This window comes from Streptomyces sp. AK08-02, assembly GCF_033795085.1.
GTDB classification, from domain to species: Bacteria; Actinomycetota; Actinomycetes; order Streptomycetales; family Streptomycetaceae; genus Streptomyces; species Streptomyces echiniscabiei.
This window is the reverse complement of sequence record NZ_JARAZV010000026.1, coordinates 77,612-92,078: the sequence shown is the minus strand read 5'-3', so window position 1 is coordinate 92,078 and position 14,467 is coordinate 77,612. Positions and strand designations below refer to the sequence as shown.

Here is a 14,467-nt window from a genome sequence, read left to right as displayed (position 1 = left end):
CCCTCACGTGACAACCATCCAGCACTGGATCAACGGGTCCCCGGTCACCGCAGGCACCTCCACCACCGCGCCGGTGTTCAACCCCGCCACCGGCCAGGAGCAGGCGAGGGTCGTCCTCGGCGGCGCCACCCAGGTCGACGCCGCCGTCGTGGCCGCCACCGCCGCGTTCGAGACATGGTCGGAGTCCTCGCTCGCACAGCGCACCCAAGTGATGTTCGCCTTCCGCCAGTTGCTCGTGGAACACGAGGAGGAACTGGGCCGGATCATCTCCGCCGAGCACGGCAAGACGGTCGACGACGCGCGCGGCGAGATCACCCGCGGCCGGGAGGTCGTCGAGTTCGCGTGCGGGCTCGGAGACGTACTCAAGGGATCCTTCTCCGACCAGGTGTCGCGCGGCGTCGACGTGCACGACTTCCGCCAGCCGCTCGGAGTCGTCGCGGGCATCACACCCTTCAACTTCCCCGCGATGGTGCCCCTGTGGATGCACCCCATGGCCATCGCCACCGGCAACACCTTCATCCTCAAACCCAGCGAACGCGACCCCTCCGCCGCCAACTTCGTCGCCGGCCTGTACAAGAAGGCAGGCCTCCCCGACGGCGTCTTCAACATCATCCACGGCGGCAAGCCGGCCGTCGACGCGATCCTCACCCACCCCGGCATCGAAGCCGTCTCCTTCGTCGGGTCGACGCCGATCGCCAAGTACGTGCACGAGCAGGCCACTTCGCACGGCAAGCGCGTCCAGGCCCTCGGCGGCGCCAAGAACCACGCCGTCGTCCTGCCCGACGCCGACCTCGAATTCACCGCCAACCACATCACCGCCGGCGCCTACGGCTCCGCCGGCGAACGCTGCATGGCCGTCTCGGTCGCCGTGGCCGTCGGTGACGCCGCCGACCCCCTCATCGAGGTGCTGGAGCGCAAGGCCCGCGAGGTCAAGGTCGGCCCGGGCGATGTGCCCGGCACCGAGATGGGACCGCTCGTCACCAAGGCCTCGCAGGAGCGCGTCGAGAACGCCGTCGGGGTCGCCGCCACCCAGGGCGCGACGGTGGTCGTGGACGGGCGTGGGCTGAAGGTCGACGGCCACGAGGAGGGCTTCTTCACCGGACCGTCCCTGCTCGACCGGGTCACCACCGAGATGGACGCGTACAAGGAAGAGCTGTTCGGACCGGTCCTCGCCGTCGTCCGCGTCGACACCCTCGACGAGGCCATCGACCTCATCAACTCCAACCCGTACGGCAACGGCACCGCCCTGTTCACCAGCAGCGGCGAGGCCGCACGCCGGTTCCAGCGCCGGGTCAAGGTCGGCATGATCGGCATCAACGTCCCGGTACCGGTCCCCATGTCGTACTACTCCTTCGGCGGCTGGAAGGACTCCCTCATCGGAGACTCCCCCATCCACGGCCCCGAAGGCATCCGCTTCTACACCCGCCCCAAAGTCGTCACCACCCGCTGGCCCCAGCCCAAGCAGCAGCTCACCGCCGGGTTCGACTTCCCCACCTCAAGCTGAAGGGCCTACACCATGGCAACGACGCCATCCCTCCGTACCACCGTGGGCAACCTGTGCCTCGGCTCCGCGCCCGACTCCTGGGGCGTGTGGTTCCCCGAGGACGAGCACCAGGTCTCGCCCGCCCGCTTCCTCGACGAGCTGGCCGCGGCCGGCTACAAGTGGCTGGAGCTCGGCCCGTACGGTTACCTCCCCACCGACCCCCAGCGGCTGAAGGAGGAGCTCGACTCCCGCGGCCTTCAGGTGTCCGGTGGCACCGCGTTCGGCGCGCTGCACCGGCCGGAGGCGTGGGACGAGATGCTCGCTCATGTCCGCCAGGTCGCCACGCTCACGGCTGCCGCGGGCGCCCACCACCTCGTACTCATCCCGCCGATGTACCGGGAGGAGAAGACCGGCGCGTTCACCGAGTCGCCGGAACTGACCCCCGAGCAGTGGGCCGGCTTCGGCCGCGCCGCCGACCGGCTCGGCCGGCTCCTCCTCGACGAGTACGACGTACGGCTGGTCGTCCACCCGCACGCCGACAGCCACATCCAGACCCAGCCGGAGATCGAGCGGCTGCTCAACGAGTCCGACTCCCGGTACACCAACCTGTGCCTGGACACCGGACACGTGGCGTACGGCGGCGGCGACAACCTCGACCTGATCCGTCGGTTCGGCGAGCGCGTCGGATACGTCCACATCAAGCAGATGGACCCGGCCGTCCTCGCCCAGGTCGCCGCCGAGGACCTGTCCTTCGGGGAGGCCGTCAAGCGTGGGGTGTGCGTGACGCCGCCCGCCGGGGTGCCGAACCCCGCCGACGTCGTCGCCGAACTGAGCAGGCTCGACGCCGAGTTGTTCGTGATCGTCGAGCAGGACCTGTACCCGTGCGCGCCCGAGGTGCCGCTCCCCATCGCCGTACGCACCCGGGAGCATCTGGCCGAACACGGGCTCAGCGGGGCCCGACGTCCAGTGCTCGGACGGTAGTTCGCGCCCATGTGTGTCGGGGACGACACAGCACCGCCCACGGTGGCATGAGCCTGCCGCTCCTGTCCCTCTCCCTGTATTAGGACATGACCATGACTGTACGTGTAGGCGTCATCGGCGCCGGAATGATCGGCCAGGACCACATCCGGCGCCTGACCGAGGCCGTCACAGAGGCGCGGGTCTCCGCTGTGACCGACATCGACGCCGAGCGCGCCGCCGAGGTCGCCGCCCGGGTGGGCGCCGTCGCGCTGCCCACCGGTGCCGATCTGATCGTCTCCCCCGACGTGGACGCCGTCCTCGTCACCTCCTGGGGCCCGACCCACGCCGAGCATGTGCTCAACGCCATCGCGGCCGGCAAGCCCGTTTTCTGCGAGAAGCCCCTGGCCACCACCGCCGAGGACTGTCTGCGCGTCGTCGAGGCCGAGCGCGCCCACGGCCGTCGTCTGGTCCAGGTCGGCTTCATGCGCCGCTTCGATCCCGGCTACCGGCAGCTGAAGGACGTCCTGACCTCCGGGTCCCTCGGCGCGCCGCTGATCGTGCACTGCGCGCACCGCAACCCGACCGTCCCCGAGTCGTACACCTCCCCGATGGCCGCGCAGGACACCGCCGTGCACGAGATCGACGTACTGCGCTGGCTGCTGGACGACGAGATCGTCTCCGCCCAGGTGATCACTCCGCGCGCCACGAACAGGCGGTTCGAGCACCTGAAGGACCCGCAGATCATGCTCTTCGAGACCGCGAGCGGTGTCCGGATCGATCTGGAGGTGTTCGTCAACTGCCAGTACGGCTACGACATCCAGTGCGAGGTGGTCGGCGAGGACGGTCTCGGGCAGCTGCCCGACCCGGCAGCCGTCGCCGTCCGTACCGCCGGACAGCACAGCAGCGCCGTACCGCAGGACTGGAAGGCGCGCTTCGCCGAGGCCTTCGACACCGAGTTCCGTGAGTGGATCGCCGGCGTCGCGGCGGGTGCCGAGCCGACCGGGCCGTCAGCCTGGGACGGTTACGCGGCGACCGTCATCACCGACGCGGCCGTTCACTCCCTCCAGTCCGGCGGCGCCGTCGTCGCCGCCGACATGAAGCCCAGGCCCGCGCTCTACGGAGGTGCCGCGTGAAGATCGCCCTCGACCCGTACATGTTCCGCCACCTGCCGATCGACGGCATGGTGCGTACGGTGGCCGAACTCGGCTACGAGCACATCGAGTTGTCGCCGCGCGACGACTTCATGCCGTTCTTCCTGCATCCGCGCGCGGACGACGAGCGGATCGCCGAACTGAAGAACTCCCTGCGCACACACGGAGTTCGGCTCTCCTCGGTGCTGCCGCTGTACAAGTGGTCCTCACCCGACGAGACCGAGCGGCAAGCCGCCGTCCGCTACTGGAAGCGGATGATCGAGATCACCGCCGACCTCGAATGCCCGCTGATGAACTCCGAGTTCAACGGCCGCCCCGACCGCGCCGCCGAGAGCGAGGCCGCGTTCTGGCGCTCGCTGGAGGAGTTGCTGCCGCTGTTCGAACGGGAGGGCATCGCGCTGAACCTGGAGGCGCACCCGGACGACTTCTGCGAGGAGAACACCCCGGCGGTCGACCTGGTCCGCGCCGTCAACAAACCCTGGGTGAACTACCTGTACTGCGCCCCGCACTCCTTCCACCTCTCCGGCGCCTCGGAAGTCGGTGCGGACATCGCGGCGATGATGCGATACGCGGGCGACAAGCTCCAGCACGTACACATCGCCGACTCCTTCAACCACAAGGGCTCCTCGGGCCTGCGCTACATCCTCAACCCGCCCGGCACCACGGCCCGTATCCATCAGCACCTGGACATCGGCCAGGGCGAGGTCGACTGGAACGCCTTCTTCGGCACCCTGCGCGAACTGGACTTCGACGGTGTCGCCACCGCCTGCGTCTTCGCCTGGGAGGAACGGGCGCACGAATCCTCCGCCTTCATGCTCGACCGCATCCGCAAGGAACTCGCTTCCTGAGCGAAGCCTTCGCCGACCGATCCCGGTCAGCGGTGACGACCGGCGCCCTCACCATGCCCAGCGTCCCGCATGGTGCCGGAGCGACAGAGGACTACGCCGCCCTGCTGACGCCTCACGCCACCTGCACAGACTTTGTCGATACGTCCTGACAAGGTTATTGACATCACTGGTGGCCGGATCCATAGTTACGCCAACTAGAGCGCGCTAATAAAGCGCTCTAGTGAAGTGGCCGGGTGGTCCGCACCAAGACCACCGAGCACGACCCTCCGCCGCCGGACAGGCGCTCGCGGCCTCGCTCACCAGCCTCACGGCCCGAGGGCGCATCCGCTGATCGCGGTCGTCGACCCGCCGGCTCCGGTTATCACCGCGGGATCATCCCGCGCCCTCAGCCGGTGTCTGTCACACGCCGCGGACACCGGCCCGGCACATACCCGAAGCCGCTCCACACCGCCCGACACAAAACCATCCTTACCAGCACAGCGAGGTGCGAGGGACATGTACAGAAACCACCGAGCCGCCACTCTGGCCGCCGTCGCCATCACCGGGGCACTGCTCGCCACCGGCTGTTCCAGCAGTTCAGGCGGCAAGAAATCCGAGGAAGGCGGAGCCGCCGCCTCCGCGGGCAAGGCCGACACCCCTCGGATGACGGTCGCGATGATCACCCACGCCGCCCCCGGTGACACCTTCTGGGACCTGATCCGCAAGGGCGCCGAAGCCGCTGCCGCCAAGGACAACATCAAGCTGGTCTACGCCAGCGACCCGGACGCGGGCAACCAGGCCAACCTTGTGCAGAACGCGATCGCCCAGAAGGTCGACGGCATCGCGCTCACCGCGGCCAAGCCCGACGCCATGAAGGACGCCGTGGCCAAGGCCACCGCCGCGGGCATCCCCGTCGTCGGCTTCAACGCGGGCCTCGACGACTGGAAGAAGCTCGGCATGCTGGAGTACTTCGGCCAGGACGAGAACATCGCCGGCCAGGCCTTCGGCGAACGCCTCAACCAGCTCGGCGCCAAGCACGCCCTGTGCGTCGTCCAGGAACAGGGCCATGTCGCCCTCGAGGCCCGCTGCGCCGGCCTGAAGAAGGGCTTCACCGGCAAGACCGACAACCTCTACGTCAACGGCACCGACATGCCGTCCGTGAAGTCGACGATCACCGCGAAGCTCAACCAGGACAAGTCCATCGACGAGGTCATCACCCTCGGCGCCCCGTTCGCCCTGACCGCGATCCAGTCGGTGTCCGACGCCAACAGCAAGGCCAAGATCGCCACATTCGACCTCAACAAGGACCTGGTGACGGCCGTCCAGGCCGGCAGCATCCAGTTCGCCGTCGACCAGCAGCCCTACCTCCAGGGCTACCTCTCCGTCGACTCCCTGTGGCTCTACAGGACCAACGGCAACTTCAGCGGCGGCGGCACCGCACCCGTCCTCACCGGACCCGCCTTCATCACCAAGGAAAACGCCGACGCCGTGGCAACGTTCGCCGCGAAGGGCACTCGGTGATCCGGTCATGACTCAAGTAACGGCACCGGCGACGAGCTCCCCCTCGTCGCCGGCCTCGCCGGCCGCCCAGAAGGACGGCCGCACCGACAGACGGTCTCTGGGACGCAGGCTGCTGGCCCGTCCCGAGGTGGGTGCGCTGATCGCGGCAATCGGTGTGTATCTGTTCTTCTTCGCGGTGGCGCCTTCGTTCCGTGAGACCAGCGCCCTCGCGACCGTGCTCTACCAGGCGTCCGTGATGGGCATCATGGCGTTGCCGGTGGCCCTGCTGATGATCGGCGGGGAGTTCGACCTGTCCGCCGGTGTCGCGGTCACCACCTCCGCGCTGACCGCCGCGATCCTCAGCTTCCAGCTGTCGATGAACGTGTGGACCGGCGTCTTCGTCGCCCTGATCGTGTCCCTCGCCGTGGGCGCGTTCAACGGCTGGCTGCTGATCAAGACCGGACTGCCGAGCTTCCTGGTCACCCTGGGCTCGTTCCTGATCCTGCAGGGCGCCAACCTCGCCGTCACGAAGATCTTCACCGGGAACGTGGCGTCCGACTCGATCGCCGACATGGACGGCTTCGACCAGGCCAAGAAGGTCTTCGCCTCCGAGTTCTCCATCGGCGACGTCAGCTTCAAGATCACCATCGTGTACTGGCTGGTGTTCGCCGCGATCGCCACCTGGATCCTGCTGCGCACCAGGTTCGGCAACTGGATCTTCGCCGTCGGCGGCAGCAACGAGAGCGCCCGCGCGGTCGGTGTCCCGGTCAACTTCACGAAGATCGCCCTGTTCATGGGCGTCGGCGTGGGCGCCTGGTTCGTCGGCATGCACCTGCTGTTCTCGTTCAACACCGTCCAGTCCGGCCAGGGCGTCGGCAACGAGTTCCTCTACATCATCGCGGCCGTCATCGGCGGCTGCCTGCTGACCGGCGGCTACGGCTCGGCGATCGGCCCGGTCATCGGCGCCTTCATCTTCGGCATGGTCTCCCAGGGCATCGTCTACGCCAACTGGAACCCCGACTGGTTCAAGGCGTTCCTCGGCGTGATGCTCCTGGTCGCCGCCCTCGTCAATCTGTGGGTCCGCCGCCAGGCGACCCGGAGGTGAACTGATGACAACCAACGAAACCTCCCCGGGCGGCGTCTCGCCCAACGACACGCTCACCGACGAGAGTTCGCCGCGGGACGACTCGCCGAAGGACGGGCGGCCGATCGTCGAACTGCGCGACACCGGCAAGTCGTACGGCAACATCCGTGCCCTGCACGGCGTGAACCTCACCGTCCGCTCCGGCCAGGTCACCTGCGTCCTGGGCGACAACGGCGCCGGCAAGTCGACCCTGATCAAAATCATCTCCGGGCTGCACCAGCACACCGAGGGCGAACTCCTCATCGACGGCAGCCCCGTCCACTTCGCCACACCCCGTGAAGCCCTGGACGCCGGTATCGCCACCGTCTACCAGGACCTGGCGACCGTCCCGCTGATGCCGGTGTGGCGCAACTTCTTCCTCGGCTCCGAGATGACCAAGGGCCCCTGGCCCGTGCGCCGCCTCGACATCGAGAAGATGAAACGGACCGCGGACGCGGAACTGCGCAACATGGGCATCGTCCTGGACGACCTCGACCAGCCCATCGGCACCCTCTCCGGCGGCCAGCGCCAGTCCGTCGCCATCGCCCGCGCCGTCTACTTCGGCGCCCGCGTCCTCATCCTCGACGAGCCCACCGCCGCCCTGGGCGTCAAGCAGTCCGGTGTCGTGCTGAAGTACATCGCCGCAGCCCGCGACAAGGGTCTGGGCGTCATCTTCATCACCCACAACCCGCACCACGCCTACATGGTCGGCGACCACTTCAGCGTCCTGCGCCTGGGCACCATGGAACTGAGCGCCGCCCGCAGCGAGGTCAGTCTCGAAGAACTCACCAACCACATGGCCGGCGGCGCCGAACTCGCAGCACTCAAACACGAGTTGGCCCAAGTCCGAGGCGTCGACGTCGACGAACTCCCCGAGGCCGAAGACCTCGTCACGCCAGCCTCGGCCGCCGGTCAAAAGGCCTCCTGACTGCCCTCTGGCCGACTCCCCAAGCAGCAAGCCGTGGTGTCCATCTGCGTCCAGAGGGTGGGCACCACGGCTTGAGCACCTGCCGGGTTTCCGCGGCTGGGCGCGCTGGTGCCGGTGGCTGCCATCCCGTTGTCCTCCCTCATGGCCCGCCGTATCAAGGCACACTCACGGGGCGGTGCCGAAGGAATCCGCGTCGATCGTCTGTGGACGGGATACGAGGCGGCTGCACTCGTGGACCAGGCCCACCGCACCTGGACCCAGCCGGATTTCCTCATCCACACGGCTCGGATCGCCGATCCCGAGGTGTCGGCCTGCGCGCTCACACCGCGGCACGCGAACCACAGCGGACCTCATCCGTCCTCCCCGCTCCGGGCGGGACCGTGACGTCCTACCCGTGGAGAGCCGAAGGGGGCGACCCATGGCCGTGACGGCCTTCGCCCACGCCCGGCGGAGCGCCACCCGGACTTCCTGACGGCGGCGGCACCGGTCAGGGGCGTGGCACCGAGTACACGGCCGCGGGAGGCGCCGTCGTGCCCCGCACTTCGAGTGTCGGTGTCGCGAGGACGGTCTCACTCGGACGAGCAGGGTCCGTGATCCGGTCGAGGAGGTGCTGCGCGGCGCGGCGGCCGACGTCGTGGCTGGCGTTGTCGACCGTGGTGAGCCACAGATGACGTAGGCGCGAGAGGTACGTGTTGTCGTACCCGACGAGGGAAAGGTCCCGTGGCACCTGGAGCCCCGACTCCTCTGCCGCCGACAGGGCGCCCACGCACGCGATGTCGTTGAAGGCGAAGACGGCGCTCGGCCGCTCCGGGGCGCTCAGCAGCCGCACCATCGCCCGGTAGCCGCCCTCCTCCGTCAGATCGCCCTGCTCCACGGTCGCGAGACCGGCCAGTGCGTGTTCGCGCATGACCGTCTCGAAGCTGCGCCGGCGCAGCTCGCCGACGACGCCCTGTCCGGCGATGTGGGCGATACGGCGGTGCCCGAGGCCGATGAGGTGTTCGGTGGCGAGGCGGGCGCCCTGTTCGTCGTCGTTGGCGACGATGTCCACGCGGGGCAGCGCGGGTTCACGGGCACCCGCGACGACGGTGGGTATCTGTGCCGCCGCCGCGCGCAGCGCCTCGGAGGGCGGCAGTGTGCCGACGACGATCAGGCCGTCGACCCGCAGGTCCGTGAAGGTGCGGGTGAGGTCGTCGCCGAGGCGGCGGTTGAGATGACCGTCGGCCAGCAGCATGTGCAGACCGCTGTCGTGGAGGCGGGAGTTGAGGCCGTCGAGCAGTTCCACGAACCAGGGATTGCGCATGTCGTGCAGCAGTACGCCGACCGAGCGGGTGCGGCGCTCACTGAGACTGCGGGCGGCGACGTTGGGCCGGTAGCCGAGTTCCTCTACGGCGGCCAGCACGGCCTGGCGCCTCTCGGGGCGCACCTGGTCGGAGCCGCGCAGCACCAGGGAGACCAGCGATTTCGACACGCCGGCCCGTTCGGCCACGTCACGGATGGTCGGAGGTCTCATGGATGGACCGTTCCATACGATGGATTCGCTGTCAAAGGCCTCAGCACAAGCTCTTGACACGAGGAATTTTGGGTCTCAGGGTGATTGGAACATTTATGGACCGGTCCAAAGAAGGGCAGTCACAGTGACTTCGCTCGGTGTCGCCGTCGTGGGTTTCGGATGGATGGGGCGGGTACATACCCAGGCGTACGCCCGGATCCCGCACCACTTCCCGCAGCTGGCCCTGCGGCCACAACTCGTGACGGTCGCCGAGGAGGTGCCCGGCCGGGCCGAGGATGCCGCCGCGCAGTTCGGGTTCGCCTCGACGACCCGAGACTGGCGCGACATCATCGCCGACCCGCGCGTACAGGCGGTGAGCATCACCGCGCCGAACTTCCTGCACCGGGAGATCGGCGTCGCGATGGCCGAGGCGGGCAAGCACATCTGGATCGAGAAGCCGGTCGGCCTCACCACGGCCGACGCGAGCGCGGTCGCCGACGCGGTCGCCAAGGCGGGCGTGCAGGGCGCGGTCGGCTTCAACTACCGCAACGCGCCCGCCGTCGAGGCGGCCCGCAAGCTGATCGCCTCCGGCGAACTCGGGACGGTCACCCACGTACGCGTCCGCCTCTTCAGCGACTACGCGGCCCACCCGGACGGGGCCCTGACCTGGCGCTACGAACGGGAGCGCGGCGGCAGCGGCGTGCTGGGCGACCTCGCCTCGCACGGCGCCGACCTGGCCCGCTTCCTGCTGGGCGACATCGCCTCCCTGACCGCGGACACCGCCGTCTTCATTCCGGAGCGGGCCCGCCCGACCGGCGCCACCGCCGGCCACACGCTGGCCACCGGCGGCGAACTCGGCCCGGTCGAGAACGAGGACTACGTCAACTGCCTGCTGCGCTTCGCCTCCGGTGCCCGGGGGGTCCTGGAGGCCTGCCGGGTCTCGGTCGGCGAGCAGAACAACTACGGCTTCGAGGTGCACGGCACCAAGGGAGCGGTCTTCTGGGACTTCCGCCGCATGAACGAACTGGGCGTCAGCCGCGGCACGAGCTATCAGGACCAGCCCGTCAGCACCGTGTACGTCGGCCCCGGCGCCGGCGAGTACGCGGCCTTCCAGCCCGGCGCGGCCTCCAGCATGAGCTACGACGACCTGAAGGTCATCGAGGCGTACCGCTTCCTGCGCTCCGTCGCCGAGGGCAGGCCGTACGGCGCCACGCTGGACGACGCCGTGCACAGCGCGGCCGTGGTGGACGCCATGACGCGGTCCGTGGAGAGCGGAACGTGGGTGAACCTCGTATGAGCGCCCTGCGGATCGGTGTGATCGGCGCGGGCAACATGGGCGCCGACCATGTGACCACCCTGCACCGCCAGGTCTCCGGTGCCGATGTCGTGCTGGTCTCCGACATCGACAGGGAGCGCGCGGCCTCCGTCGCCGGTACGGTTCCCGGCTCGCGGGCCACCGACGACCCGTACGCGCTGATCGCGGACCCGGACGTGGACGCCGTCGTCATCGCCTCGCACGACTCCACCCACGCTGATCTGTCCGTGGCCGCCGTACGGGCCGGAAAGCCGGTGCTGTGCGAGAAGCCGCTCGCCCCGACCGTCGACGAATGCGTACGGGTCGTCCGGGAGGAGCGGCAGGCCGGCCGCGGGCTCATCTCCCTGGGCTTCATGCGCCGCTTCGACCCGGCATACGCCGAGCTGAAATCCGCCGTCTCCGCAGGGAGTTGCGGGGCTCCCCTGCTCGTGCACTGCGTCAGCCGGGGCGTGTCCTCCGCGCCCGGCTGCACCGACGAGTTCAGCGTCACCGGATCGGCCATCCACGAGTTCGACACCGTGCCGTGGCTGCTCAACTCGCCGATCACCGAGGTGAGCTGGCACATGGGGCGGGCCACCTCGGTGGTGGCCGGACTCCGCGATCCCCAACTGATGCTGCTGCGCACGGCCGACGGTGTCCTGACCACCGCCGAGGTGTTCCTCAACGCGGAGTACGGCTACGACGTCCGCTGCGAGGTGGCGGGCGAGCACGGCACGCTCGCCCTCACCGGCCAGGCACGGCTGGTGAGCGACTCGGCGCGCTCCCGGTCCACCGGATACCCGGCGGACTGGCGGCCCCGCTTCGCCGACGCCTACCGCCTGGAACTCCAGGCGTGGACCGACGCCGTGACCGCGGGCCACCCGACGCCGCTGGCCACCGCGTACGACGGACTGGTGGCCTCCGCCGTGGCCGAGGCCGTCATCGCGTCCATGAAGGACGGCGGCCGGACCGTCCCCGTCCAGGTCCCGGAGGTCTGACCGATGACCGCCTTCCCCACCACTCTGCCTCTCCCCCGCACCCCCGACCCGATGGACGCCCCCGCCCTGCGCTGGGGTGTCCTCGGAACCGGCTGGATCGCGGCGCGCTTCGTGGACTCCGTCCAGCGGCACACCCGCCAGCGGTTCACGGCCGTCGCCTCCCGCGACGCGGCCCGCGCCAAGGACTTCGCGAACCGCCATGGCATACCCGGCGCCTACGGTTCGTACGAGGACCTGGTCGCCGCCGAGGACGTCGACGTCGTGTACGTCGCCACCGAGCACACCGCCCATCTCGTCTGCGCCCGGCTGGCGTTGGAGGGCGGAAAGCACACACTGGTGGAGAAGCCGATCGGGCTGGACGCCGCCCAGGCGACCGAGATCTCCGAACTCGCCGCCGCCCGAGGCCTGTTCTGCGCCGAGGCGCTGTGGACCTTCTTTCTGCCCAAGTTCGACGTCGTCCGCCAGATCCTCGAATCGGGGGTCCTCGGCGACGTCCACACCGTCCTGGCCGACCTGGGCGAGCACTTCGGCCCGGGGCACCGCATCCTGCGCCCCGAGCTGGCCGGCGGGCCGTTGCTGGACCTCGGCACCTACCCCGTCTCACTGGCCACCTGGGTCCTGGGCGCACCGGCGCGGGTGCAGGCCTTTGGCCAGCCGCACCCCACGGGGGTGAACGGCCAGACATCCGCGATCCTCCACGACCCGCACGGCAACCAGGCCGTCGTCCACACCACCCTCTTCAGCGACACTCCCACCACCGCGACCATCGCGGGCACCCGGGCCACCCTCAGCCTGCCCGGCCCCTTCTACCAGCCCGGCGACCTCGTCCTCACCCCCGCGGGCGGTGGCACCCCGCTGATCCGCACCGAACCCCGCAGCGCCCACGACGCCCTGCACTTCGAGGCGGCCGAGGCGGCCCGGTGCATCGCCGCAGGCCTGCGGGAGAGCCCGTTGCGCCCGCTGCGCGAATCCGTCGTCACACTCCGGGCAATGGACGAGATCCGCAGACTGTGCGGCATCACGTTCCCCGTTCCGCCCGGCAGCGGGTAGGGGGACGGCGGGCAGCGTCATGGATCATCGAAAGCATGGAGAAGGGGAAGCCACGCCCTCACGTTCCGTCACGCCGGAATTCGACCGACTCGGCGGCCTCCTTCACGACTACCAGCATGCTGCGGGACCAGGCCGGACGAGGCTTCCGGCAAGGACAGGGCGGCTGGCCAACGCGAACTTCAGCTACTCCTACTGGCAGCCGGTCTCGCCCACGGTCGACCAGCCTTCGAGGAGTTCACGAGGGTTCGCCCGAACCAGCCCCAGCTGGTCACCTCCCGCCGTCCCCTTCCGGAGATCCCCGCAACCGCGTACGCCAGGAAGCGGCTGCACCTGCTTCGTCACGGCGGCAAGAAGTGGCTGGACGAAGACCGACACGGTCACATCGCGTGGAGACCCGCGGGTTCATGAAATTCATCTCGACGAAGTCGTTCATGCCGTTCGTCTACTACCGCGTGGCCCTCGGCATCGTGATCATCGCCCTGGTGGCGTCGGGCGCCCTGAGCCCGCACGCGGCCGAGTCGTCGAACTGACGTCCAGGGACCGGCGGTCACGGCGGACGATCATCCGACCGTGACCAACCACATACCGGACGAGTAGCCACTTGGTAGCGCAGTGTCAGTCCTTGCCCCTACGCTGGTGCGCATGTCCCCCGATTCCCTGGCCCCTGGTTCCGTGCGGTCTGCCGCTGTGCTGAACGAGCAGATCCGTGCGCTCTGGCTCCGCGCGGGCGGAACCCTCTCGGCCCAAGAGCGCGAGGAGTACGAGCTGTTGGTGGTCAAGTGGGCCGCGGCGATACGCGGCGAGATCATCGAGGCCGCCTGACCACAAGGTCCACGAGGGAAAGCAGGGCGCTCACCGGCGCCCCGCACCACTGATCCCCTACGTCTCCTCCCCCGCCCCTACCTGCCACGCAGCGTCACCGCCCGCCCGACACCCGCAGCACCGCGCCCGTCGTGTACGAGGCCTCCGGGGACATCAACCAGGCGATGGCAGCCGCGACTTCCCCGGCCAGCCCCGGCCTGCGGAGCGGAATCGCCGGGGCCGCTCGTGCCGCCCGGCCCGGGTCGCCCATCGTCGAGTGCATCTCGGTGTCGATGATGCCCGGGGCCACCGCGTTGACGCGGACGCCGTCAGGGCCGAGTTCCTTCGCCAGGCCCACGGTGAGCGCGTCGATCGCCGCCTTGGTCGCCGCGTAGTGCACATAGTCGCCAGGGCTGCCAAGAGTGGCGGCCGCCGAGGACACGTTCACGATGACGCCGGCTCCCCGCGCCGTCATGGAGAGCGCGGCCCGGCGCGAACAGAGCAGCGTCCCCAGCAGGTTGACCTCCACCACGCGCCGCAGATCGGCGGGGTCCGTGTCGGCGAGCCTGCCCAGCGGCCCTGTCACACCGGCGTTGTTCACCAGCCCCGTGACCGTCCCGAGCCGCTCCTCCACCGTGTCGAAAAGCCGGTCCACCTCCGCCTCGACCGAGGTGTCCACCTGAACCGTCACACACCGACGGCCCGCCTCCCGCACCCCCGCCGCGACCGACTCGGCCGCCCGCGCGTCCCGCACATAACCCACCGCGACATCATGACCGTCCGCCGCGAGCCGCAGACAGACCGCGGCACCGATACCCCGACTGCCCCCGGTGACCACAGTGACCGACGACCCGCTCATGGAC

General features: G+C 69.4%; 13 protein-coding genes and 1 pseudogene. 12 read left to right on the top strand and 2 right to left on the bottom strand.

The window, feature by feature from the left end; genetic code table 11:
- Positions 1-7 precede the first annotated feature (7 nt).
- From PV734_RS40815 to PV734_RS40785, 7 genes are all read left to right on the top strand, one after another.
- On the top strand, positions 8-1,504 hold the full coding sequence (locus PV734_RS40815) for a CoA-acylating methylmalonate-semialdehyde dehydrogenase (protein ID WP_319294492.1): 1,497 nt from the start codon (positions 8-10) through the stop codon (positions 1,502-1,504).
- 12 nt (positions 1,505-1,516) lie between these two features.
- Positions 1,517-2,464 carry a TIM barrel protein gene (locus PV734_RS40810; RefSeq protein ID WP_319294490.1) on the top strand — a complete coding sequence of 316 codons (948 nt, stop codon included), beginning with the start codon at positions 1,517-1,519 and terminating at the stop codon, positions 2,462-2,464.
- Positions 2,465-2,556: 92 nt separating this feature from the next.
- Positions 2,557-3,576 carry a Gfo/Idh/MocA family oxidoreductase gene (locus PV734_RS40805; protein ID WP_319294488.1) on the top strand — a complete coding sequence of 340 codons (1,020 nt, stop codon included), beginning with the start codon at positions 2,557-2,559 and terminating at the stop codon, positions 3,574-3,576.
- Positions 3,573-4,442 (top strand): sugar phosphate isomerase/epimerase, encoded by an 870-nt coding sequence (locus PV734_RS40800; RefSeq protein ID WP_319098470.1) that lies wholly within the window; start codon positions 3,573-3,575, stop codon positions 4,440-4,442. Before PV734_RS40805 ends, PV734_RS40800 begins: the two co-directional genes overlap by 4 nt.
- 495 nt (positions 4,443-4,937) lie before the next feature.
- Positions 4,938-5,942, top strand: coding sequence for a sugar ABC transporter substrate-binding protein (locus PV734_RS40795; RefSeq protein WP_319294486.1), 1,005 nt, complete (start codon positions 4,938-4,940; stop codon positions 5,940-5,942).
- A gap of 7 nt (positions 5,943-5,949) precedes the next feature.
- The gene (locus PV734_RS40790) at positions 5,950-7,026 is read left to right on the top strand and encodes an ABC transporter permease (RefSeq protein WP_319294484.1); all 1,077 of its coding nucleotides are present in this window, start codon (positions 5,950-5,952) and stop codon (positions 7,024-7,026) included.
- Positions 7,027-7,030: 4 nt separating this feature from the next.
- Positions 7,031-7,972 (top strand): ATP-binding cassette domain-containing protein, encoded by a 942-nt coding sequence (locus PV734_RS40785; protein ID WP_319294482.1) that lies wholly within the window; start codon positions 7,031-7,033, stop codon positions 7,970-7,972.
- A 487-nt stretch (positions 7,973-8,459) separates the two neighbouring features.
- Here the strand turns inward: PV734_RS40785 and PV734_RS40780 are convergent, their stop codons facing one another.
- Positions 8,460-9,482 (bottom strand): LacI family DNA-binding transcriptional regulator, encoded by a 1,023-nt coding sequence (locus PV734_RS40780; protein ID WP_319098466.1) that lies wholly within the window; start codon positions 9,480-9,482, stop codon positions 8,460-8,462.
- A gap of 163 nt (positions 9,483-9,645) precedes the next feature.
- On the opposite strand from PV734_RS40780, the gene PV734_RS40775 reads away from it, so the two are divergent.
- From PV734_RS40775 to PV734_RS40755, 5 genes and pseudogenes are all read left to right on the top strand, one after another.
- Positions 9,646-10,758 (top strand): Gfo/Idh/MocA family oxidoreductase, encoded by a 1,113-nt coding sequence (locus tag PV734_RS40775; RefSeq protein ID WP_319294524.1) that lies wholly within the window; start codon positions 9,646-9,648, stop codon positions 10,756-10,758.
- The gene (locus tag PV734_RS40770) at positions 10,740-11,753 is read left to right on the top strand and encodes a Gfo/Idh/MocA family oxidoreductase (RefSeq protein WP_319294480.1); all 1,014 of its coding nucleotides are present in this window, start codon (positions 10,740-10,742) and stop codon (positions 11,751-11,753) included. Before PV734_RS40775 ends, PV734_RS40770 begins: the two co-directional genes overlap by 19 nt.
- Before the next feature lie 3 nt (positions 11,754-11,756).
- Positions 11,757-12,803, top strand: coding sequence for a Gfo/Idh/MocA family oxidoreductase (locus tag PV734_RS40765; protein ID WP_319294478.1), 1,047 nt, complete (start codon positions 11,757-11,759; stop codon positions 12,801-12,803).
- A 401-nt stretch (positions 12,804-13,204) separates the two neighbouring features.
- Positions 13,205-13,333, top strand: a pseudogene (locus PV734_RS40760) (UDP pyrophosphate phosphatase); the annotation flags it as partial.
- 112 nt (positions 13,334-13,445) lie between these two features.
- Positions 13,446-13,625 (top strand): hypothetical protein, encoded by a 180-nt coding sequence (locus tag PV734_RS40755; protein ID WP_044472873.1) that lies wholly within the window; start codon positions 13,446-13,448, stop codon positions 13,623-13,625.
- Positions 13,626-13,719: 94 nt separating this feature from the next.
- On the opposite strand, the gene PV734_RS40750 is transcribed toward PV734_RS40755, so the two are convergent.
- Positions 13,720-14,463 carry an SDR family NAD(P)-dependent oxidoreductase gene (locus PV734_RS40750; protein ID WP_319294475.1) on the bottom strand — a complete coding sequence of 248 codons (744 nt, stop codon included), beginning with the start codon at positions 14,461-14,463 and terminating at the stop codon, positions 13,720-13,722.
- Positions 14,464-14,467 lie beyond the last annotated feature (4 nt).